This is a genomic window from Coleofasciculus sp. G1-WW12-02, from assembly GCF_040219735.1.
In the GTDB taxonomy this organism is placed as follows: Bacteria; Cyanobacteriota; Cyanobacteriia; order Cyanobacteriales; family Coleofasciculaceae; genus Coleofasciculus.
In genome coordinates, this window is the sequence record NZ_JAVJRX010000004.1 from 1 (window position 1) to 22,958 (window position 22,958).

General features: G+C 47.0%; 20 protein-coding genes and 4 pseudogenes. 18 read left to right on the top strand and 6 right to left on the bottom strand.

The annotated features are described in order from the left end of the window. Positions 1 to 283: 283 nt before the first annotated feature. Positions 284 to 1,714 (bottom strand): form I ribulose bisphosphate carboxylase large subunit, encoded by a 1,431-nt coding sequence (locus tag RID09_RS00320; protein WP_446333964.1) that lies wholly within the window; start codon positions 1,712 to 1,714, stop codon positions 284 to 286. Positions 1,715 to 2,354: 640 nt separating this feature from the next. On the opposite strand from RID09_RS00320, the gene RID09_RS00325 reads away from it, so the two are divergent. From RID09_RS00325 to RID09_RS00335, 3 genes are all read left to right on the top strand, one after another. Beyond that, positions 2,355 to 3,482, top strand: a complete 1,128-nt coding sequence (locus tag RID09_RS00325) for a ligand-binding sensor domain-containing protein (protein WP_446333965.1) — start codon at positions 2,355 to 2,357, stop codon at positions 3,480 to 3,482. A 148-nt stretch (positions 3,483 to 3,630) separates the two neighbouring features. Then, entirely contained in the window at positions 3,631 to 4,410 is a 780-nt protein-coding gene (gene panB, locus RID09_RS00330; RefSeq protein WP_446333966.1) for a 3-methyl-2-oxobutanoate hydroxymethyltransferase, read from the top strand. 232 nt (positions 4,411 to 4,642) lie between these two features. After that, on the top strand, positions 4,643 to 7,039 hold the full coding sequence (locus RID09_RS00335) for a zinc metalloprotease HtpX (protein ID WP_446333967.1): 2,397 nt from the start codon (positions 4,643 to 4,645) through the stop codon (positions 7,037 to 7,039). 830 nt (positions 7,040 to 7,869) lie between these two features. Here RID09_RS00335 and RID09_RS00340 read toward each other — a convergent pair. Beyond that, positions 7,870 to 8,442: a CAP family protein gene (locus RID09_RS00340; protein ID WP_446333968.1), complete on the bottom strand. Its 573-nt coding sequence runs from the start codon at positions 8,440 to 8,442 to the stop codon at positions 7,870 to 7,872. Between the two features lie 171 nt (positions 8,443 to 8,613). On the opposite strand from RID09_RS00340, the gene RID09_RS00345 reads away from it, so the two are divergent. The 5 genes and pseudogenes from RID09_RS00345 to RID09_RS00365 form a co-directional block, all read left to right on the top strand. After that, positions 8,614 to 9,027, top strand: coding sequence for a DUF1822 family protein (locus RID09_RS00345; RefSeq protein ID WP_446333969.1), 414 nt, complete (start codon positions 8,614 to 8,616; stop codon positions 9,025 to 9,027). A 10-nt stretch (positions 9,028 to 9,037) separates the two neighbouring features. Further along, entirely contained in the window at positions 9,038 to 9,352 is a 315-nt protein-coding gene (locus tag RID09_RS00350) for a DUF1822 family protein (RefSeq protein ID WP_446333970.1), read from the top strand. Between the two features lie 18 nt (positions 9,353 to 9,370). Further along, positions 9,371 to 9,769 (top strand): hypothetical protein, encoded by a 399-nt coding sequence (locus RID09_RS00355; protein WP_446333971.1) that lies wholly within the window; start codon positions 9,371 to 9,373, stop codon positions 9,767 to 9,769. 35 nt (positions 9,770 to 9,804) lie between these two features. Then, positions 9,805 to 11,040, top strand: a complete 1,236-nt coding sequence (locus RID09_RS00360; protein WP_446333983.1) for a two-partner secretion domain-containing protein — start codon at positions 9,805 to 9,807, stop codon at positions 11,038 to 11,040. Between the two features lie 51 nt (positions 11,041 to 11,091). Then, a pseudogene (locus RID09_RS00365) lies at positions 11,092 to 11,454 on the top strand (CHAT domain-containing protein); the annotation flags it as partial. A gap of 103 nt (positions 11,455 to 11,557) precedes the next feature. Here RID09_RS00365 and RID09_RS00370 read toward each other — a convergent pair. Further along, the gene (locus tag RID09_RS00370; RefSeq protein WP_446333972.1) at positions 11,558 to 12,142 is read right to left on the bottom strand and encodes a CAP family protein; all 585 of its coding nucleotides are present in this window, start codon (positions 12,140 to 12,142) and stop codon (positions 11,558 to 11,560) included. 129 nt (positions 12,143 to 12,271) lie between these two features. On the opposite strand from RID09_RS00370, the gene RID09_RS00375 reads away from it, so the two are divergent. Beyond that, positions 12,272 to 12,583, top strand: a complete 312-nt coding sequence (locus RID09_RS00375; RefSeq protein WP_446333973.1) for a hypothetical protein — start codon at positions 12,272 to 12,274, stop codon at positions 12,581 to 12,583. A gap of 333 nt (positions 12,584 to 12,916) precedes the next feature. Here the strand turns inward: RID09_RS00375 and RID09_RS00380 are convergent, their stop codons facing one another. Further along, a complete protein-coding gene (locus RID09_RS00380) occupies positions 12,917 to 13,984 on the bottom strand; it encodes a hypothetical protein (protein ID WP_446333974.1) in 1,068 nt (355 codons plus the stop codon). A gap of 199 nt (positions 13,985 to 14,183) precedes the next feature. On the opposite strand from RID09_RS00380, the gene RID09_RS00385 reads away from it, so the two are divergent. Next, positions 14,184 to 14,348, top strand: a complete 165-nt coding sequence (locus tag RID09_RS00385; RefSeq protein WP_446333975.1) for a hypothetical protein — start codon at positions 14,184 to 14,186, stop codon at positions 14,346 to 14,348. A 92-nt stretch (positions 14,349 to 14,440) separates the two neighbouring features. Here RID09_RS00385 and RID09_RS00390 read toward each other — a convergent pair whose 3' ends face one another. Beyond that, positions 14,441 to 15,364 carry a nucleoside hydrolase gene (locus RID09_RS00390; RefSeq protein WP_446333976.1) on the bottom strand — a complete coding sequence of 308 codons (924 nt, stop codon included), beginning with the start codon at positions 15,362 to 15,364 and terminating at the stop codon, positions 14,441 to 14,443. A gap of 204 nt (positions 15,365 to 15,568) precedes the next feature. On the opposite strand from RID09_RS00390, the pseudogene RID09_RS00395 reads away from it, so the two are divergent. From RID09_RS00395 to RID09_RS00430, 8 genes and pseudogenes are all read left to right on the top strand, one after another. Continuing rightward, positions 15,569 to 15,739: pseudogene (locus RID09_RS00395) on the top strand (restriction endonuclease subunit R); the annotation flags it as partial. Between the two features lie 716 nt (positions 15,740 to 16,455). Beyond that, positions 16,456 to 16,884 (top strand): hypothetical protein, encoded by a 429-nt coding sequence (locus RID09_RS00400; RefSeq protein WP_446333977.1) that lies wholly within the window; start codon positions 16,456 to 16,458, stop codon positions 16,882 to 16,884. A 46-nt stretch (positions 16,885 to 16,930) separates the two neighbouring features. Further along, a pseudogene (locus tag RID09_RS00405) lies at positions 16,931 to 17,203 on the top strand (hypothetical protein). Then, positions 17,204 to 17,305, top strand: a pseudogene (locus RID09_RS00410) (HNH endonuclease); the annotation flags it as partial. It abuts the pseudogene before it with no gap. 380 nt (positions 17,306 to 17,685) lie between these two features. Further along, on the top strand, positions 17,686 to 19,137 hold the full coding sequence (gene ffh / locus RID09_RS00415; protein WP_446333978.1) for a signal recognition particle protein: 1,452 nt from the start codon (positions 17,686 to 17,688) through the stop codon (positions 19,135 to 19,137). A 169-nt stretch (positions 19,138 to 19,306) separates the two neighbouring features. Beyond that, the gene (rpsP, locus tag RID09_RS00420) at positions 19,307 to 19,555 is read left to right on the top strand and encodes a 30S ribosomal protein S16 (RefSeq protein ID WP_446333979.1); all 249 of its coding nucleotides are present in this window, start codon (positions 19,307 to 19,309) and stop codon (positions 19,553 to 19,555) included. Further along, positions 19,530 to 19,928, top strand: a complete 399-nt coding sequence (locus RID09_RS00425; protein WP_446333980.1) for a KH domain-containing protein — start codon at positions 19,530 to 19,532, stop codon at positions 19,926 to 19,928. The genes rpsP and RID09_RS00425 overlap by 26 nt, the downstream gene beginning before the upstream one ends. 179 nt (positions 19,929 to 20,107) lie before the next feature. Then, positions 20,108 to 21,064 (top strand): PhoH family protein, encoded by a 957-nt coding sequence (locus tag RID09_RS00430; RefSeq protein ID WP_446333981.1) that lies wholly within the window; start codon positions 20,108 to 20,110, stop codon positions 21,062 to 21,064. A 161-nt stretch (positions 21,065 to 21,225) separates the two neighbouring features. On the opposite strand, the gene RID09_RS00435 is transcribed toward RID09_RS00430, so the two are convergent. Then, a partial coding sequence (locus RID09_RS00435; protein WP_446333982.1) for a CHAT domain-containing protein occupies positions 21,226 to 22,958 on the bottom strand: 1,733 nt, incomplete at its 5' end.

Genomic DNA, 22,958 nt, shown 5'->3' on the forward strand with positions numbered 1-22,958 from the left:
GGGGTGGAGGGGTATGGTTGCCCCTCCGGTTTTCACCCATTTCTGGGGTAAAGTTAGCCTCGCCAAGGTTATCGGTCGGTAACTGTCCAAAAAGCACTGTTTCAGTGACCTTAAAACTGTTTAACTTTTCGGTTCTAGAGCAGCAAACTGGCTATCGCATCCGCTGGTAGGTCTTTAACACTTGCCGATAACGTAGTGCGCTTAGCACTTAGGCTGGTAAGCACAGCTTTAACTTACTTGGCTAAAGCTCCGTGTATGCGAGACCGGGGTTGCTTACCGGGTATCAGACGGTATCAACCGCTTCATACTCGAACTTGATTTCCTTCCACAGTTCGCAAGCGGCGGCTAATTCAGGACTCCATTTACAGGCTTCGCGGATAACATCGCCGCCTTCACGCATCAGGTTGCGTCCTTCATTACGGGCTTGGATGCAAGCTTCTAAGGCGACACGGTTAGCCGTTGCACCAGGAGCGTTACCCCAGGGGTGACCCAGAGTACCACCACCGAATTGCAGGCAGGAATCATCGCCAAAGATTTCAACCAGCGCTGGCATGTGCCAAACGTGGATACCACCGGAAGCGACCGGCATTACACCGGGCATGGATGCCCAGTCTTGGGTGAAGTAAATGCCGCGTTCGCGATCGCGCTCAATATGATCTTCCCGCATCAGGTCAACAAAACCCATGGTGATGCCTTTTTCACCTTCGAGCTTACCTACAACGGTACCGGAGTGAAGGTGGTCACCACCGGACATCCGCAGACATTTGGCAAGCACCCGGAAGTGAATGCCGTGGATCTTCTGACGGTCGATTACCGCGTGCATCGCACGGTGGATGTGTAGTAGTACACCATTGCGACGACACCATTGCGCCAAAGTAGTGTTCGCCGTGAAGCCACCCGTCAGGTAATCATGCATGATAATCGGCGTACCGATTTCCTTGGCGAACTCCGCCCGCTCCATCATTTGTTCGCAGGTGGGGGCGGTGACATTCAGGTAGTGACCTTTCATTTCACCGGTTTCGGCTTGGGATTTTTCAATTGCCTCTTGCACGAATAGGAAGCGATCGCGCCAGCGCATGAAGGGCTGGGAGTTAATGTTTTCGTCGTCTTTCGTGAAGTCTAGACCGCCGCGCAGACACTCATAAACGGCACGACCATAGTTCTTCGCCGACAAACCCAACTTGGGCTTAATCGTGCAACCCAACAAGGGACGCCCGTACTTGTTCAACTTATCGCGCTCAACCACGATCCCGTGAGGCGGTCCTTGGAAGGTCTTCAGATAAGCCACTGGAATCCGCATATCTTCTAGACGCAGGGCTTTCAGGGCTTTAAAACCAAACACGTTCCCCACAATGGAGGTCAGCATGTTGGTTACAGAACCTTCTTCAAACAGATCCAAGGGGTAAGCGACGTAGCAGATATACTGATTATCTTCGCCACGGACTGGCTCTACTTCATAGCAACGACCTTTGTAGCGATCCAGGTCAGTCAACAGGTCTGTCCAAACCGTTGTCCAAGTTCCGGTGGAAGACTCAGCCGCTACAGCTGCACCCGCTTCTTCTGGAGGCACCCCAGGCTGCGGGGTCATGCGAAAAGCTGCCAGAATATCTGTATCTTTAGGAGTGTAATCCGGAGTGTAATACGTTAATTTATAATCCTTGACCCCGGCATCATACCCAGCTTTTGACTGAGTTTTTGTTTTAGCGTAAGACATGTTTTCCTTCCTTAGGAACGTACTGAATGTTGCGACAGGCTCAACCCTTATGCATTATTAACGATTTTATGCCCTTACTTAAAGACTAAAATCGCTAAAATGACTCTGAAAATTAGCCCGGATTGGGTGCATCCCCACACCCAACCTGCTCATTTTGGTTTTTGGTTTCTGAATTACCTATTATCCGCCATTTTGGGTCAAAAAACTTGACTCAGCCAAGACATTTTTTTATTGAGCGGATCAGGATAAGAGCAATTATCCCACAGCACCAAACTATTGCTTGATATGGGCTTCTCTCCCCTTATGGCTTTAGGTGGCATCCTTGTGGCGATTCATTTCACGCCAAATTGAAAAATTATAGCGTGTTCGCGAAGCGGCACGACGTGCAGCTCCTTGCCAGACAAGTGAAATTTTCAGCAACGTTGTTAATATACCAAAGAATTCAATAAGTTTAACTTCAAATATTCTTGAGAATTGTATAAGGTACTATTATAAATCAACGAAATGTTAAATATTATTAAGTTTCTGTTACAAAATAACCAATCTGGGACGTATTGAGGTAAGGATTTTATAGTCCAGGATGAAACATCACTCCGACTAATATAGATATAGAAAAACTATCCCAATAGTCTCAGAGAACATGGCGTCTTTGAATGCCCCGATTCATCTTTTCATCGGTGCTACCCTGCTAGGGTTAGGGTTACCCCTGGCAAGCTTAACCGCTCCTCTATGGATGGGGATTGAGCCGAACCAAGTACTGGCACAAGTGACCCTAGCTCAAACCGAACTGGGGACAGCCCCCGACTATCAAGGTGCGCCCCCTCCCCCAGGAGGCGCTCCGTTACCCCCCGAACGCTTGCGACGACAAGTAGAACCCCTATCCATCGATTTTCGCGTCCCCGCGTTGCAACCCGACTACACCGGTGACCTCTGGGTGGGAACCTACTCAGGACTTGCCCGAATTGACCCGAACACCGGACGCCTGAAAGCCCGTGTTGATTTACCAAACTACACCATTGACGCCTTAGCCCAAGACCGGGTAGGACGAATTTGGCTGGGAACTTATGAAGGATTGTTACGAGTAGATCCCCGCAGTAACGAGGTTACCGCACAAAACTTTACATTACCCTCGAATCGAGTCTTATCCTTACAAATAGATCGGCGTGGGTATCTCTGGGTAGGAAGCGATCGCGGTTTGGCTATGATTAGTCCCGACAAAGGATTATTGATGACCACGGTGCAAGAACTCCCCGGCGTCAGCGCCAATGCTCTGACATTAGATGAAGAGGGTCAACTTTGGGTGGGTACATTAGAAGGATTAGTGCAAGTCGATACCGCCAGTGCTTTTGTCATTCGGCGGATTGGCAATCTACCTGGAACCATTGTCCAAACCCTCACCACAGGACCTGATGGCAAGCTGTGGGTCGGAACACCCAGTAGTCTTTTGGTAATTGACCCCAACAATCCCTTTGCCGAACCGCGTTCGGTGACTCCGTTACGGGGGCGTAGTGTAACAGCGGTGCGCTTTGCTCTAGATGGTAGTGTTTGGGTAGGTACGGAAAGTGGCTTGTTAAAAATCAGAGCGGAAACGGGAGCCGTGTTGGGAGAACTATCCGATCTTCCCTCAGACTATATTCTTTCCCTGTCCCCAGATATTGGGAATAAATTATGGGTGGGAACGACGGAAGGACTAGCCTGGGTTAGCCTATCCACGGGTCAAGTCAGACCTCATTTAGCGTTTGTTAAGAATCCGCCAGAGACGTTTTAGTCATTTATTTAGGAAGTCATCATTCATAATTTAGACGGGGCGGGTTTAGTTCCGGTAGTGGTTTGAGTTTAAACGTTATCGGTAAAACCCGCCCCTACACAATCACGCACCATGTCCTCGAGGATCGCCAAGGATCAAAACTCCCCTAATGGTAAATATCCAGCAACTGAAACAATGGAAACAACAAGGGCGTCCGTTGGTCGTCTTGACTGCTTGGGATTATGCGATCGCACAATTATTAGATGCGGCTGGAGTTGATATTATTCTGGTTGGGGATTCCTTGGGAATGGTCACCTTGGGGTATGAGACGACATTACCCGTGACCTTGGAAGAAATGCTACACCATGCTAAAGCCGTGCGTCGGGGTGTAAAACAGGCGTTCGTGGTGTGCGATCTACCCTTTTTGAGTTATCAGGAAAGTCTCCAACAAGCGATGCATTCGGCGGGTCGGGTATTGAAGGAAACAGGGGCGCAGGCGGTGAAGTTAGAAGGCGGACATTCTGCCATTGTCCAAACTGTAGCCCATTTAACGGCGGTGGGAATTCCAGTTATGGGTCATGTGGGCTTGACACCGCAGTCGGTACATCTTCTCGGTTATCGTCAGCAAGGGAAAACAGAAGAGGCGGCGGAGCGGATTTTGGCAGAAGCGATCGCGCTTGAGCAAGCGGGTGTTTTTGCCCTGGTTTTAGAGCATATTCCGGCAGATTTGGCTAGGAAGATTACACAAACCTTAACCATTCCCACGATTGGGATTGGTGCTGGAGTCGATTGCGACGGACAGGTATTAGTCACCGCCGATTTACTGGGACTTTCGGAACGTCAGCCACCCTTTGCCAAGTTATATGCAAATTTGCGGCAAGTGATTACTCAGGCGGTGCAAGACTATAGTCATGATGTGCGAGAGCGACAGTTTCCAGAGGGGAAATAGTTGCTAAAGCGATAGATTGGTATTCCTCTTAGGAGTTCTTCAATTGAACACCATACCAATTGAGGACGGCTAACCATATCATCGATAAAGTTGTGGAAAAATACTGACGAAGAAACGATAAACGTGAAACCCGATCCCACACAAAACTTTACAATGACGCGATTTATCTGCCGGATGAAACATTCCAGGCAGGACAGCTTATTCTAAAAGAGCAGGGTAGAATGTAAAGATTATGGCATCTGTTCCCAATCCCTCCCTCGATGCGGGTTTAGCGGCTCTCAAACAGGGCAATTACGCGGCGGCGATCGAACACCTAGAAGGTGTCTGCGAGATTGAGTTAGATGAAGCCATCGTCTCCCGCGCCAGTGTCGCCCTAGTCAAGGCTTATCGCCAAAGTGGTGATATCCAAAACGCGATCGCGCTTTGCCAAACCCTCACCCAAGATCTCAATCCTAAGGTTCAACAATGGGCGACAAATACCTTACCAGAACTCATGGCGGAATCCCCACCTCCAGCCAATCATACGGGTTTTACGCCTGTAGAGAAAAGTTCGGCTAATCCCTCCGCATCCGATACTACCGGATTTGTTCCCCTAAACTCCCCCTCCTCCCCCGCCAAACCTGGAACGGTTAAACAGCGGTTAGCTGATTCTGCTAAACGCCTGTTTGCAGGTGGCAAATCGCGGCAAAATCCGCCAGGAAACCAACCTCCTCCTCAACCCTCATCCCAACTCCCGGTTGCTTTCACACCCCCTTCAGCACCCTCTGTCTTTTCCGCTAGCCCTCGGTTTCGTAACTTAGGGCGTGCGGAAAACTGGAGTCCCTTCAAACGCCCGAAATTAAGGCGATTGGGGCTAATTGGGGTAGGAAGTGCGATCGCGTTTGCTTGGTTGCTGCGTTTCTGGTTAGAGTTTTTAATGGCAACCACCAATACTATCTTGGTGAAATTGCCGCTATTATCACCGATTCAATGGTTCTACCGTGATCCTACTCAGGTTTTAGCTGTCTTAGGGATTGTGACGCTAATCGTCTCTCCCTGGTTAATGGATTGGCTATTAAGACAGGTGTATGGATTAGAACCTCTTTCCGTAAGCCAACTGGCGGCGCGATCATCAGAATCGGCTAAAACTATCCAACGCTTTTGCCGTCAACGCCGTTTACCGTTACCGACGCTGGGTATTTTACCCACACAAGCGCCTTTAGCGATAACCTATGGTAATTTGCCTCGCACGGCTCGAATTGTCGTCAGTGAGGGCTTATTGACACAACTCGCTGAAGATGAAATCGCCACGATCTATGCGACTCAGTTGGGGCATATTGTTAACTGGGACTTTATCTTAAGTTCTCTAGGCACATTAATTCTCCAGTTTCCCTATCTCCTATATATATATGTTGCCCAAGGGGGAGAACGGTTAGCGGAGTGGATTCGGGGCAAATATCCCGCCACTCAACGAGTGTTACCGCCTCTGTGTTTAGGGATTACCAGTATTATTTCCAGCTTAGGTTACGCCACCTACTGGCTACTGCGCCTCCCCCTGCTCTGGTTTTCCCGGATTAGAATTTACTATAGCGATCGCGTGGCGATAGAAACCACCGGAAATCCCAACGGCTTAACCCGGGCGCTATTGAAAATCGGCTTAGGAATGAGTGATGCAATCCATCAAGCCGATCAAACCCGCCCCTTATGGGAAAGCTTTGATTTAGTATTACCCCTAGGATACCGACAAGGATTACTCTTAAGCAGTTGTTCGCCCCATGTTCCCTTTGAACGGGTTTTACAGTGGGAATGTACCAACCCCTACCGCCACTGGTTAATTATCACAGAGGCTCATCCTTTATTAGGCGATCGCTTGCATTTGTGCGCTCGTTATGCTTATGAGTGGCGGTTGGGTACAGAATTGGATTTACCCATACCACCACCGCCAATACGGGATAATAAAACCCGCTGGTTGAAACTAATTGATAGTTATAAAGCCTTTCCCTTATTTCAAAGTGTCCTATTAACTGGATTTGTTGTCGGTGTTGTGCTGCGAGTGGTATTCTGGCTACTCGGTATTCTCAGTGATTGGTTATCTCGCCAGTGGATAACTGGATTCTGGCGGCTAATCTGGTTACACAACGCTGGGTCATTTCTCGATGCTTGTATCCTAGTTGCATTTAGCCTAAGTATTATTCTCTGGATTAATCGTTACTTTCCCGATATCAAACCTGCGGCGATTCGTCACCAACCCAGCTTAGAACAAATGTTAGCTGATCCGAATGCGTTACCCTCTACCCATCAACCTGTGGAATTTACAGGTAAACTTTTAGGGCGACAAGGATTGCAGAATTGGTTAGGGGTGGATTTAATTATCGAAACGGATAGTGGTTTAGTTAAACTGCATTACTTTTCAATTTTAGGTCCTCTGGGTAACTTACTCCCCCTGGGAACTCGCCCTAGTGATTTAGTCGGTGAATCGGTGACAGTAATGGGTTGGTTTCGGCGGGGGGTTACGCCTTGGATTGATGTGGAAACATTAAGTACATCAGATGGGAAAATCAGTCGCGCCCATTATCCGTTATGGTTAGTTATTTTGGCTGTGGTGGCGGCGATATGGGCATCCTATTTAATTTGGACATTACCCGCATAGATGTTTGTCACCCCCTTTTACCACGGCGATTAAAATCGGAATTATGTCATCTTTGTAGGTTGGGTTTCGCTTACGCTCTACCCAACCTACGAGAACTAAATCTGCCTTTGTAACCTTCGTTTACCACGGCGATTTTAATCGCTGCTACACAAACAAAGTCCGCCTACGCGGACTGGGTTATAACAGGGGTGGCTAACCCTGATTTGGTGTAACATCTTTTGTCACCTTAATGTCACTAAATCCACCCTTTTGTAGGGGCGGGTTTAACCACTAACGTTTGTTGTCACCCTGATGTAACTAAACCCGCCCTTTTGGTAGGGGTGAGCCTTTGTAACCCTCGTTTACCACGGCGATTAAAATCGCTGCTACACAAACAAAGTCCGCCTACGCAGACTGGGTTATAACAGGGGTGGCTAACCTTGATTTTGTGTAACATTTTTTGTCACCTTAATGTCACTAAATCCACCATTTTGTCGGGGCGGGTTTAACCACTAACGTTTGTTGTCACCCTGATGTAACTAAACCAGCCCCGACTAAGAACCATAATCCTGGCTACAAAAACACAATGACGGAAGCAGCTTCACCCTCATCTTTGCGTGTCTGTTGATAAGTTGGCTAGTTTCATAGAGCGATCGCAATTCCCGTTCCGACGAATAAATCTACCTATTCGCCAATTAGATCCCTGAATTCTTCAGGAAACCGGGGCGGGTTTAGTCACATCCAGGTACACCAGAAAAGATAGTAGTGAAACCCGCCCCTACATACGTGCTATGCTTTCTTCCCGAAGTGAAGGGTTAAAACTTATCTCATATCGTGACAAGTCAGAATAATTACGGTGCCATAACGTTCTCTGGAAACTGCCCAGTCATATTACCCGCAGGCGAATATTGGCAAACCACATAGAAAGCATTGTACTGAGTTCCTTGAATGGTTTTGACGCCCTGTGCCGCACCACATCCTAATTGGGTACTATTCTTCCACACCACCTGAGTAAAATGCCCTGTTTCCGAAGAAAATCCAGGATTGGCATAGTCATAGTCTGAAACCTCGTTGTACCAATTTGTAACCGCTTGGTTCGCCAGGGTAGCAGCGTCTACAGAGGATGCTGTCGTGTACGAAACATAGATGTTTTCTCCTGCATCCGAGTTACTGTGTTCAAAAACGCCATTACTTGCCAGATAATTCGCCCAGTTTTGAGCGCTGTTGTTCAGGGAATCACTCAGAGTCATATCTGGACTATTATGGGTGTTCCGATAGGTATTGTGCTGAGACAAAGCTGTGCTACGCAATGTACCTAAGTTTATCCCTGTCTGCCCATTAACTGGGTTACTGCTGATTATCCCTAAGGGAATCATCGTCGCCAAACCGAGACAAATACCTTTAACGAATTGCTGCTGATTCATATAGACTACTCCCGTCTGCAGATGGAAAAAAGTTATATATCAAAGCTAACTGAACAATTTGCTTATAACGTGTTTATTTACAATAATTAATGTTGCAGCGTGAGAGTTTTATTTATTTAAGGTTATATAACAATTAAGGTGGCGGCGAGATGGGCATTCTGTTTAATTTAATTGGGATATTTTCAGATAAAAATTGGACGCATAACTACCCGCAAAGCCATTCAGACGGCTGAACAATTTGCGGCGGCAATTCCCAATCAACAAAAATCTGAACAGGTTTATTTGAATACCCTGGCAGTACAGGCGGTGCATGACTATTTACAATTAATGGGGATTGACACCAATTTGCAGCAAAGTGATAGCTGGAATCCAGTAGTACGGATGTGTGAGGATGTGGCTGACTTGATGGTGACGGGATTGGGGAAATTGGAATGTCGCCCGGTTCTCTCAGAAATCATTAAAGACTTGGAGACATCGATGCAATCCTCCACTGTGCCACTCTGCCCGATTCCCCTGGAAGTGCAAGATGAACGCATTTGCTATATTGTTGTAGACAGGAGAACGGGGACTGCGATTACTGCCTGAAGCTGATGTGATGCGGGCAAAATTGCTGGATTTTGGGCTACAATTGGGAACCAAAATGATTGCCCTGCTGGTGGCATTGACTCAGGAAACGGATGGCAGAATTAGTTTGGTTGTGCAAGTCTATCCGGCGATGGGTGAGTCGTATTTGTCTCCTCACCTGAAACTTATTTTACAGTCTGATCCGGGAGAGGTTCTCCAGGAGGTGGAATCGAGAGGTCAAGATATTTGTATTCAATTGCGACCCTTTAAAGTTGAACCCGGAACCCATTTTAGTTTACAAGTGATTCTGGGTGAAATCAGCATCACCGAATCATTTGTTGTCTGATTTTTCCCCATTACTGCCATGAGTGAGTTAGTCGTCTTAAATTTAGGACAAGGGGATTTTAATCAGGGATTTCCTTCAGTTACAGCGCGGTTGGGACAACCGGGAAATTTGGGGATGCAAATGAGTGGTTCGTTGCCTCCAGCACCGGAAATTCCGCAATTGTACACGAATTGGCGACTCCTTTATCAGTTACTTTATCGCCAGGGTAGACGTTCCCCTATCGAAGTAGCCCCTTCTGGAATTACCAATATTTCTGATGGGGCGTTTGGTGAGATTAGTCAGCGGTTAGAAACAAGTTTTAATGGGTGGTTGGCGGCGGCGGGATTTCATGGGATTGAGTCGCAATTGAGAACTCAATTAAGTCCGAGTCAACGGGTTCAGATAATTGTTGAAAGTGATACTGATCAGGTAGTTTAACCATTTACGAGTTACAAGAAGCCCTGAGTCGGGCAATTGAGCGCGGGTTACAGTTGGTTATTTTTAACTCCTGTGATGGGTTGGGATTGGTACGAGATTTAGCCGCCGCCCGGATTCCCTTACCGCCAAGCATTGCTATGCGGGAACCCGTTGTTGATGCCGTGGCTCACACTTTTTTACAGTATTTTTTGCGGGAGTTTGCTTGGGGAGAACCCTTTCATTTAGCAGTACGACAAGCGCGGGAACGATTGAAAGGATTAGAGGATCGGTTTCCGGGGGCGAGTTGGTTGCCTGCGGCGGGGATTGTGTTTGGCGCAAATGCTCAATTGAATGTCCCAGGGGATTTTACAGCAACGACAGCGACAGGGATTGGTTTTGGCGAGGGGAATTGGTTTAATGCCTTTGGCGGGAATGAGTATCAGGATTTAGTCGGAAATCCCAGTGGTTTTGCCTTTGATTTAGCGCAACCGGAAAGTGTTATTAATGCGGGGAATTTGGCGGTAAGCGAGGGGCATAATTTAACCTTACTGGGAGGTACTGTTATCAGCACCGGGGAATTGGCTGCACCGGGAGGAAATATTACAGTGGCGGCGGTTCCGGGGGAAAGTTTGGTGAGGATTAGTCAACCAGGACAGTTATTGAGTTTAGAAATAGCACCGCCACGGGATAATGAGGGGATGTTGCTTCCGGTTGCGCCATTGGATTTAGCAACCTTGCTGACGGGGAGTGGTGAAACGGGGGAGACAGGATTAATGGTTTCTGAGGAAATAGTACAGGTAACCGATACCGAATTCAGCGTCGGAAATGGAGACGCGATCGCTAACAGTATAACAGCAAAAACCGCAACATTATCGGCGTCTAACAATTTAATGTTAGTTCCCGTAGGGGCGCATCGACGTGCGCCCTCTTTGGTAACAACAGGAGATTTAAATCTTTTAGCTAGGAGTACAGTTATTGCGCGAGATAATCTGGCGCATCCGTTTATCGCCCAAGCTGGCGGGAATTTGTATATTCAGGGGAATCAAGGGATTGACATTTGGGCGCTGAATCATCAAGAGATACCGTTTGTCAGTGGCGGAAATCTCAGTTTAGTCAGTAATGGGATTATTTCGGGAGATGCTCACTTTGCCAGTGGCGGAAGTTTGGCAATGCTTAATTTATCGGGGGAACCAGGTGATTTTGTCAGTTTGAATGACCCGATTATTAGAAGTAATGGAGATGTAACCCTTGGAAAGTATATCGGTGCATCCACGACGGACAAAAGTTTCTAATCGAAAACTACAGTATCGGCTTTGTTCCCAGCTTCAGCCTCACCGATACCCCTCAGCGCCTGTAAAACCGCCGTCGGCGATGAAAATGCCGAGATGGGATTTGCAGGTTTAGCCGTACAAGCCGGGGTCAAATCCGCCCTCGCCAGTCTCTGGAAAGTCAACGATGCTGGCACATTAGCCCTGATGACAGGATTTTATTCCCAACTTGGCAAAGACGAAATTACCATCAAAGCCAAAGCCCTGCAACAAGCCCAAATTGCCATGCTGCGGGGAGACGTGCGGATTGAATCGGGTCAACTGGTGGGAACAGATATAACCGTCAGCCTACCGCAACAGTTAAAAAACCTGAATGATTCTCAACTATCCCATCCCTATTATTGGGCAGGATTCACTATGGTTGGCATTCCTTGGTAATTTCCACGATTTTTTAGTCGCCCTACTTACGCATATTTGCACTTTTGGGTCAATGCGTAAGTCCTAATCTTGTTACCATCAATTTGCCGATACTTAAACGAAACTACGGCGCCAAAACGTTCTCAGCAAACTGTCCAGTCACATTACCCGCAGGCGCATAATGGCAGACGACATAAAAGGCGTTATACTTAGTACCGCTAATGGTTTTGACGCCCCGTGCCGCACCACAACCTAATTGGGTACTCTTTTTCCACACCACCTGAGTAAAATGCCCTGTTTGGGAAGAAAACCCTGGATTGTTATAGTTATAGGCTGAAACCTCGTTATACCACCTACTCACCGTTTGGTTAGCCAAAGTAGCCGAGTCTATGGAAGATGCCGTTGTATAGACAGCGTACAAGTTTTCTCCTGCATTATTACGTTGACTGGAGCTACTATGTTTAAAAACGCCATTAGTAGCCAGATAATTCGCCCAAGTTTGAGCGCTACTGTTGAGGGAACTACTCAAGGTCATAGAAGGACTATGATGGGTGTTCCGATAGGTATTGTGCTTAGACAGGGCTGTGCTGCGAAATGTACCTAAGTTTATGGATGTCTGCCCATTAACTGGATTACTGCTGATTATCCCCAAGGGAATCATCGTTGCCAAACCGAGATAAACAACCCGAAAGAATTGCTTCCGATTCATTGGCTACTCCTGTTTGCGGATGAAAAAAGTTTGTATATCCAAGCTAACCCATCAATGATACTGTTGGTCAATTAACTAGGTGAAAGACCTCTCTCCTTGCCGGCAAGGGGCTTTCAGGCTCCCCCTTCCGTGCAACAAAAGCTCCCGCATCCGCTGGCTTCCCCTCAAGCAAAAGGTTTTCTCCTCTCCCAGGGGGGTGGGAAGGGGGCTGGGGGGTTAGGTTTTTCGACTTTACCAACAACATCATCAATTTACTCACAGAAGCTGATTCGTAAATTTCTTGTAACAAAAGTGACAGCATTTAATCATCAAAAAGTAAACTTCCATGTCATTTGCTTGTGCTTTCCGGTAAAAGTGATTACATTAGAAATTGAAGCACCAAGGCTTCTAATGACAGAAGTTAAACAACACTATCAAAGTAGGAGGCATAAAACCGACTGACAAATTCTATCTCTATTTCTTCAGTAATAAGTAGCAGCAACGCTCAACAAATTGCTCAGATTTCCTAAAATTACCAACTAGGGAGATGAAGCACTTAGAAGTCAATTTTTAGTGCGACTCCAGATAGGATTAACTAAAACAGGAAATCATTTAAGCAATCTAGTTTTGAGAGTTGCTGTTGCTTTGTGGTTTTTCATTCGTCATTCGTCATACTCGCTTCTGTTCACGCAAGCCAAGTTTAAAACACAGACTGAACGATAAAATTATAGAACCCTTCTTTTCCAGACTGTAGAGACGTTGCCTGCAACATCTCTAGAAGGCTATGTCTCTACATTACTCTTGCTCTTGAAATACGTCACAGGAGAACATCTCCGTTAATGTCCGCAGATAGGGTAAAAAGGTTGCCATATTTTCGGGAGATAGGCGATTATACATTTCCCAGCCAATGGCTTTGAGCATATCTTGCACCAAACGCCAGCCCACACGCAGACGCGGATAAAGCATGACGCATAAGGGAAACAGTTCTCGCTGCACCGCCCGAATGTCATCTTCTAAGACACACAGACACAGATACACCTGAAACATTTCCACGTCGCGGATACTGGCAATTCTCACCGTTTTACTCATCAACGGACCGCTGTAGGTTTCATACTTAGGATTCTGACGGCAAACTTGTTGGCAAACGGAAATAGCTAGTTTCGTGCTGATGGGTAACAGATTTTGCACGGCTAATAGCGCCGGTGAATTGTAGGGATGGTTAGCCGCCGCATCATACGCCGCTTGTAGGGGCATATACATGTGGTCATCCATTACCTTTAAATAGGGAAGCCACAGTTTTTGTTCCGCTGGCGAGAGCCAATCGAGTATCTTTTGACCCGTATAGTGGAACTGCATACTGACAAAACCGATCGCACGCCGATCAACGCTAGTATATTTTTGGCGTACTTTACCAAAATCTTGACCGACAATCACCGATAAGCGTCGTGGTGTTGCCCGTTGAGCATAAGCATTCGCCGTCTTTTGGAACAGACAACGAGTATCGGCAGCAATTTCTAAGGGATTGACTAATTCAGGATTAATACCATGACGCCGAATTTCCTCCGATAGCAGCGTTTCAGTCAATGACCAAGCTTGGGCGCTGGCAAAGTTGAGCTTTTGCATCATTTTCTCTGCCGTGCTTTTTCTGGCTTCGAGTGATGCACTTTCTTTAAGATCCGCCGCCGCTAATGTGGAGGCTGAGTCATCTTGGTTGGTGACAGCGGTATAGTATTTCTTTGCCCAAAGCACCGCCAAGGAATGAACGTTCGATGTTGACGAGTTGGGTGTTTTCTCAACAGTGGAACGCTGACGCTGTGTCGGCTGGGACACGGACTGCTCTGTGGACGCGATAGAATAAGTCATGGTAAAAATCCTGCTACACTCTCATTTCCCTTCAATGGAGAGGATGCAAAAAGCCCTATGTCTCACCTTTTGACAGGTGAGTGTCAATCAGTACTGATTATGTATCCTCTCGGCGTTAAAAAAAGTCGGATGTTATATGGAAACTTTAAAAGAGCAGAGTCTACCTCTGAACCCTTGTCCCTGACAAGGAGGGGTTCGAGTGGCGATAACGACTCTGCTCAAAAATCGCTTCTGTCATATTTTTGCTGTTTTTATCATTCATAATACAGGAAAGTCACAATTATTAAAAGAAATAAACCATTCTCATTTAGTTTTCACCAAACTGGTGGGAGTGACAGGGGATAACCCGTCGATTGCCTTCTAGGAAAGGGTTAACCGTGGACGGGGTGGGGGAGGCATTATTCTCAGATAACTGGGCTGAGAGTGATTAAAGTGACTGGGATCACACTTTCTATGTTACCTTGCCCACTGATGTACAAGATAGGAGTAGTATTTTTTCTTATCGACGGTATCCAAAACCCGAATCCGTTTTCCTCCCGCCTCGACCTGGATACGACCTTGACTCGAACCCTGGGGAATCACGCTAGTTTCCCAGTCTTGCCAGGTAAAGAACTCGGGATGAGCCAGATAGGTGGTGGCGAGAACATCCCAGAAATAATAGTCTTGAGGAATCACTAAAGCGTAACACTGACCCGCAAAATCGGAAATGGGATAGCGACGCTGTTTCCCCAGTTGATAAACAAACTCAGAGGTAACGGGGACAGTATTTGTCAAGTCAAGGGGACAAAGGACAATGGGAATCTGAGTTTGCCAGATCTGATGTACGGCGAGGGGGTCCCAATAGGCGTTCCATTCGGCTGAACCGTCTTGTCCGGGTTCCAGGCTTTTTTCTACATTACCGGGAACGTGAATCGCACCCCCCATCCAGACGATTTGCTCAATCTTCGCTTCGATATCCGGGGCAAGGTTTAAGGCGGTGGCGACAGTGGTGAGAGGTCCTGTCACCATAAGGGTAACGGATTGGTCAGCCGTTTGCAGCGATCGCACGATAAACTCTTGACCGCTTTCCTTAAGCAGAGGGGTTTGGATGGTGTCATTCTGGTTAAGAATTGGCAGATGATCCACAATAAACGAATCCCGGCGGTAAAGGGCGGGAAATGGATTAATCCCGCGTACCGTACTCTCGGCAACGGGGATATGAGAACATCCGATTAGGTCTAAAATTTTGCGCGTGGCGTTAACAGCAGGTTGGATATAGCAATCAGCCGGGGTGACAACGATACCTAAAGGTTGGATGTGATCCATTGTCATCAGTAGGACGGTTGCCAAATAATCATCGACACCGCCATCATGATCCATGAGGACGAGAGGTTTGGACACGAGGAGAAATTTTCCGCGAGCATACACTTGATTATTATCTCTCAATTTTCATCCTTGACCAGAGGGATCTAAATTACTGACTTATATCTGACTTATATCTGACTTGGCGGGATGAGACAGGTGAGAAGACTATGATCACAGCAGGGTGATTCAAGTATTTAATCATGTCGCGATCGCTAAAAGTTGCTCCCCAGCATATCGAAAGACGAAGTTAAAGGAGACTATCTCCACTTATCTCGATATACCATCCTTGAACCCATTGTTAAACTTGTGGTTTTGTCACCCTTGTTAAAACTGGCAGGGTTTTATCGTCCACCATTTTATCTTGCGGCTGAGAAGGAGGTAGAAATTGTTTCGGAGGATTTCAAAACGGTTTAGTCAATTACTCAGTCAATAGAAATTGTTGTCAATGATACGATGTAAGTAGAGTGGTGTGGCACAGCAAATTTGATAAAATAGTAGGGGTGCATAGATGTTATTGGTGTCAATTTAAGCCAGAAGAACCCTTGCCTTCAGCCCATCTTCATCCCCCCTAATCCCCCTTTGAAAGGGGGGATCTGGAGAGAGGGGAGCAAGAAATGGTTTATAATCTATTCCATCATTTTAGGTTGTAGGTTGGGTTTTCTTAGTCAACCCAACCCAATCAAAAAAGCCAGCAGAGTCAGAGAAAGAGTGGGTGGAAAAGTTGGTGTGATCGCACATCGTTGAAAACTGCGAATCTCAGGACAATCCAGAACATTTTAGGACAATCCGCGATCGTATTTTCTGCAATCAGCAGCATCTTCTATTTTGCTTTGATACCTATCGTCAAATTTTAGACTGTGGAGAAATTATTTATAATAATCCTGAATATATAGATTTAACCTTATCTGGATTGGTAATTCGCACACATAATAATAAACTAAGAGTTTTTAATCAAATTTATTGCTTGGTTTTTGATAGGTGAGTGCTAAATGCTTACTGGATAAGAGTTTCAGTAGTGTCAAAAAAATTAAAGCCCGTTTCACGCTCTCTCAATCCCACCAACGCCATAACTGTATGCAAAATCGCCCAAATTATTCAACGCTAGCTAACACACCTGCTTACATATCATGATGCCAAACAATATCGCCGCGATCGCAACTTTAACCTCCACCCTGTTCGTGATTCAGGCGCGTCCGATTCAAGCCGTACCTGTTACTTATGATTTCACGGTGGAAGTCACTCAAGGTTCTCTAGCTGGTAAGCGCTTTACTGGGTCTTTTCGCTATGATAATAAGAAAGTTCGGGAAGTTGGCACAGAAGAAATTGGCGTGGCTGATGGATTGACTGTAAACATGACCTTTTTTGGGCAAGATTACACCGAGAAAGCAGATACAGATTATCCAAAATATCCCCAGCTAATTTTGGAAGATGGCTTAATCCAACGTCTTGATTTTTGGATTGAGCCAGGAGAACGTGTTGTCTGGTGGGGACAACCCGGATGGAAGGTTGAGTTATTTCCACGGGATAATGTTCCGGCTCTTCCGGATTGCCGATAAAATAAATTCAATAACGCTGTGTTGAAATTGCGAACACTCCAAAATTATGCTACTTTTACCTAAACTGCAAAACTTACCCAATACGTTTCCAATTGAAGGTGCTGTCCGTATTGAATTGGTTGAAGGAATTCCTCTATTTCGCACTTCTAGTACCGTTCAAGAACGGATATAGACACCTTTAGAAAAACAACCAAACTATTCGCTAAATCCTGAAGAAGAACAAGAACTGGATTTGTATGAAGAAATCGATGATTATCTCAGCTTTGTCAATCGGACTGTTCGCAATCTTTATTTAACTCAGAATCAATCGGATATATAAATGCCTGCTCGTCGTCCAATCCCTGAAGCTGTCCAAAAGAAAATTCGTCAGCGGGCTCATTTTCTATGTGAATACTGTCATGCCTCGGAACAATGGCAATACGAGCGCAACAGGCGGAAAGTCGGATTCAACGCTTAGAACAGCGACTGCGGGATGCGGGTATTGATCCGGATCAATTGTAATCCTGGAATAGTCGGGGCGGGCGCGAGTTATATATGGGTGCAACCGAAAAGATAGTAGTGAAAGTGAACCCCGACAGACTCACGCGCTATACCCTAGGTGCGAAGCGAAGGGTCAAAACTTACCTCTGTTCATTGCGCCACATACCGTGAATAGTGAGATAAGGTTGATGGTTTCTGTCTTGAGAGCCCAGTCGCTGAAAACGAACTGGTAGACAAATCCCCTCAAGCGTTATTGTGTAAGAAGTCACGGCAATCCGACCCTATCTCTCGTAACACTAAACTTTTAGACTAACGTTAACTATGTTTGATGCTCTCGCCGAACGCTTAGAAGACGCCTGGAAGAAACTACGCGGTCAAGACAAGATATCTCAAGCCAATATTCAAGACGCCCTGAAAGAGGTGCGTCGGGCTTTGCTGTCGGCAGATGTGAACCTGCAAGTCGTCAAAAAATTTGTTGCTGACGTAGAAAGCAAGGCAATGGGCGCTGATGTCATCGCTGGTGTCCGCCCTGACCAACAGTTTATCAAGATTGTCTACGATGAACTGGTGCAGGTGATGGGGGAAAGTAATGTCCCCTTGGCTAAAGCAGATACGCCGCCTACTATCATACTGATGGCAGGTTTACAGGGAACCGGGAAAACCACGGCTACGGCTAAATTAGCTTTACACCTGGGGAAGGAAAACCGCAGTTGCTTGATGGTGGCGACGGACGTTTATCGCCCTGCGGCGATTGACCAGTTGGTGACATTGGGTCAACAAATTAATATCCCTGTTTTTGAAATGGGGACGGATACTAACCCTGTGGAAATTGCCCGTCAGGGGGTTGCCCATGCCAAGGAAACGGGTGTCGATACCGTAATTATCGATACGGCGGGACGATTGCAAATCGACGCCGAGATGATGGCAGAACTTGCCCAGATTAAGGACAATGTTAAACCCCATGAGGTGCTGCTGGTTGTTGACGCGATGACGGGTCAAGAGGCGGCAACGCTAACCCATACGTTTAATGAACAGATTGGGATTACTGGGGCGATTCTGACTAAGCTGGATGGGGATACTAGAGGGGGTGCAGCGTTGTCTGTGCGCCAAGTATCGGGTCAGCCGATTAAATTTGTCGGTGTGGGTGAAAAGGTAGAAGCACTACAGCCATTTTATCCCGATCGCATGGCATCCCGGATTCTGGGTATGGGCGATGTGCTGACGCTGGTGGAAAAAGCTCAAGAAGAAATTGATCTAGCTGACGCCGCCCAGATGCAGGAGAAAATGCTCAATGCTCAGTTTGACTTCAGCGATTTCTTAAAGCAAATGCGGCTGTTGAAAAATATGGGTTCCCTGGGTGGGTTGATGAAGCTGATGCCGGGAATGGGTAAGCTAAGTTCAGATCAACTGGAAAAAGGGGAAGGTAAGCTCAAGCAAACGGAAGCGATGATTAATTCCATGACGGCTGAGGAACGCCGCAATCCGGATTTGCTGGCAGGTTCTCCCAGTCGTCGCCGTCGTATTGCTAAGGGTTCAGGGCATAATGAGCGTGAGGTGAGCAGTCTAATCAGTGAGTTTACCAAGATGCGATCGCTCATGCAGCAGATGGGTCAAGGTCAAATGGGCGGATTCCCTGGTATGGGAGGTATGGGTGGTATGGGCGATATGTTTGGTGGCGGGATGGGAAATCGTTCCCAAACCGGTTGGCGCGGTAGCGGTCCGACGAAGAAGAAGAAAAAGCCGAAGAAGAAGAAGGGGTTTGGTCAGCTTTGAGAAGATAAGGGTTTAGGGTAAGCTGGGGGAGCTGGGGGAGCTGGGGGAGCTGGGGGAGCTGGGGGAGCGGGGGGAGCTGGGGAAATCAACAAATGACGAATGACGAATCCCCATTTACCCGAAATTCTTAATCATCGCGTAAAATCAAACAGGTGAGTTATTGGAAACTATGGTCAAAATTAGATTAAAACGATTCGGCAAAAAGCGTGAAGTGAGTTATCGCATTGTGGCGATTGAGAGTAAAGCCCGTCGGGATGGTCGTCCCTTGGAAGAATTGGGCTTCTACAACCCCAGAACCGATCAAACCACTCTGAATGCCCCCGCGATTGCCAAGTGGCTGAAAAATGGAGCGCAGCCCACGGATACAGTACGCAGTATTCTGAAGAAAGCCAATGTCCTTGAACAAGTCAGTGTCTGAAACTGGGCAGAAAACCAGCCCGGATTATGGGGGTCTGGTTCGATTTTTGGTTGAGCCGTTTTTAGAGTCTTCCACGGCGCTGAGTTTAGACTGCGAACGCGCCCATGCTAATGATCGTGTCTGGATTCGGCTGGCTTTTGACGGAGAGGACAAGGGGCGAGTGTTTGGTCGAGGTGGTCGTAACATTCAGGCAATTCGCAAAGTCATTCAAGGAGTGGCTAAGATTGCCGGTGAATCGGTCTATTTGGATATCTATGATGAGTCGGGTGGCACATCCCGCCGTGAAAGCCCTTCAGGGGATAGATCCAAGGAGAGGAAAGGTTCGCCTCGACGCTTACCGTTGCCTAAACCTAACTCTAAGCCTCGTTCTTGATTTGTTATTCGTCATTTGTCATTTGTCCTTTGTTTTCCCTGCCTGCTAATAGTTGCAAGACTTACGCAGCCACACCCGATATACTGGTTAAGGTGCGTTACGCTTCGCTAACACACCCTACTGGCTGATAACTGCTCACTGATAACTGCTCACTGATAACTGATAACTGATGATAAACATTGAGTGAAGTATCTACAACGATTGAATTACCGAGTGTCCAGAGTGCTATGGTACTGGCGGGCGATCGCGAAAGTAACCTGAAGTTGCTCTCTCAACTCAATGGCGGGACTCTGGTTTTACGGGGACAGGAATTGCTAATTTCGGGGACTCAAAAACAAGTTGAGCGTATCTCGTCCGTGGTGCGATCGCTTAAACCTTTTTGGATCGAGGGTAGACGGATTGAAGAGGCGGATATCCGTACTGCTTTTCATGCCTTAGATACCAACCGTCAGGATGAACTTCAGGATTTACATCAAGATGTGCTCGCGCGTACCCGTCGCGGTGATGTGATTCGTGCCAAAACCTTTCGCCAGCGCCAATACGTTAAAGCAGTTCTTAATCATGATTTGACGTTTTGTATTGGACCTGCGGGAACCGGGAAAACCTTTTTAGCGGTGGTATTGGCAACCCGGGCATTACTGGCAAATGAGTATGAACGCCTAATTTTAACCCGACCGGCTGTAGAAGCGGGAGAAAAGTTGGGATTTTTGCCCGGTGATTTACAGCAGAAAGTGAATCCATTTTTACGTCCACTTTATGATGCCTTATACGAACTGATTGATGGGGAGAAAATTCCCAATTTAATGGAACGGGGGATTATTGAAGTTGCACCGTTAGCTTATATGCGAGGGCGGACACTTAGTAATGCGTTTGTAATTGTTGATGAAGCGCAAAATACTACCCCAGCACAGATGAAAATGGTCTTAACTCGCTTGGGGTTTGGTTCTCGGATGGTGGTTACTGGGGATATTACCCAAACCGATTTGCCGCCGAATCAAGATTCAGGATTAGCGGTGGCACAAAAAATTCTGCGCCCGGTTGATGGGATTGCCTTTTGCGAACTTTCCACTCAAGATGTGGTTCGTAATCCTCTGGTTCAGCGCATTGTTGAGGCTTATGAGAAACATCAGAAATAAGGCAGAGAATTAATATGATATGAGGGCTCTTCTGTGCCGTACCCCTACAGCCCAAGAATAGTTAACTGGGTAGGGGCACGATAATATCGTGCCCTGATAGTTTCCTGTTTCCTGTTTCCTGTTTCCTGTTGTCGGTTCCCTGTTCCCTGTTCCCCACTTATCTACTGCGGATTACCAATTAAGGTAAACGGTGCCCAGTAGTACGGATGAGAGAAGTTGAGATTTTTCACCTTGGCGCGTTCCGCTATTTCTGGGGGTAAGGTTATACTCTTATCTCCATAATTTAATTGACCATTCGCAATACTAACTTCGCCTCGAACCATGGCAAGCTGCGCTCGGCGTAATGCCTCACTTTTAATCGGCACTTGCCTTAATTGACGATAAAATTCAGTCGTGATGCCTAAGGCGCCTTCATCGCTGACGTACCAGAGGGTGGCAAGGGTAGAATCAACACCCGCTTGTAATGCTGAGCCAGCAAAACCGAGTTCAGAGTCTTCATTGCCTAGGGCGGTTCGACAAGCACTTAGCACTAATAAATCCACGGCTGAATCGGATAAGCCTAGTTCCTTGAGTTCATTGAGCCGTAGTTTGCGATTCCACAGTTGAATGTAGGAATTCTCTGGATTCCCCGGCTTGAACTCGGCGTGAGTGGCTAGATGGATGATGCCAAACTCGTTCTGGTTGATTTGTTCTTGCAGATTCTGGAAGGTGAAATTCTCGTTGAGAAATGATTTGCCTTTCCACAGATATTCTGTAATGGTGGATAGTTCTATGGGGACAAATGGTAAAGGTTGTAAATCTGAGAATTTTGACGCCCCCATGGCTAGAACTTGACGCGAGCGAATGTCGGGATTAGGAGCTTGGATTAAGCTGAAGCTGGGAATCAAGTTGACACTATAGTTCTCGATCAAGAACTTGTCTCCATCGTGAAGGGCGGCGATAGGAAGCGATCGCAACCCAGAATCCATGGCAAACATTAAACCTTGGATTTGGTGTGCCTCTAAATCGTCCGCCAAGGGTTCGATTAACCATTGGTAGAGTTGCTGGGCTGAATCCAGATAGTTCGTCGATCCGAGGTTGCGGGGATCACTCAGCAATCGCTGGAAGTTTTGAGTCTGTGCTAAAACCTTAGCCCGATTAGCATTTTCGACTCGACGTTGAATGGCTTTACCATCGGCGGTGATCAGCAGCAATTCTAGTTGTTTATTGTCTTGTGCTGAACAATTGCTTGATGCTGAGGGGCTATAACCAAATCGGCGATCTCCGGCGGGTGCAGACTCAGCTTGACAAGCATTGGCATCACGATTCAATGATTGAGGGACAAAGCTGACATAAATCACGGCTGTTTTCAAACCGGTGACTTGTTCAATGTCGCGAGTCCGTTCACTGATATCTTGTAGATTCAGCCGCTTGGTTACGAATTGTTGTTGGAGATAGGTTTCAAATTCTTGGGTAAAATCAGCTTCGAGTTGAGCCACGCGCTCGCTGACATTCTTCGTTTCTGACGAGATTGATGATGGTTTTTCCTGGTTTGCAGCCTGCTGCTGGGGAGTCTCACTGGGGGTTCCATTCGGGTTATTTCCCGTTGTGGTGTCTCCTCCAGAGGGTTCAGGAGTATTGGAATTATTGTTGGCGACATCGGAGTTGTCGCGGTTGTCGGTGGGGTTAGAGCCACCGTTATTCGCCGCATCACTTCCGTTATCAGGATCACGGCTATAGGTTGAGTCGCCGTTGTCAGTGGTATCAGTATTGGCGTTGTCTGTATCCGCCGTATCGGTGTTTCCCGTGCTGTTATCTACGGGATCTGTACCGCTATTGTCCGCGATATCGCCATTTCCGGTATCCGGATCACGACTGTAGGTTGAGTCGCCGTTGTCAGTGGTATCAGTATTGG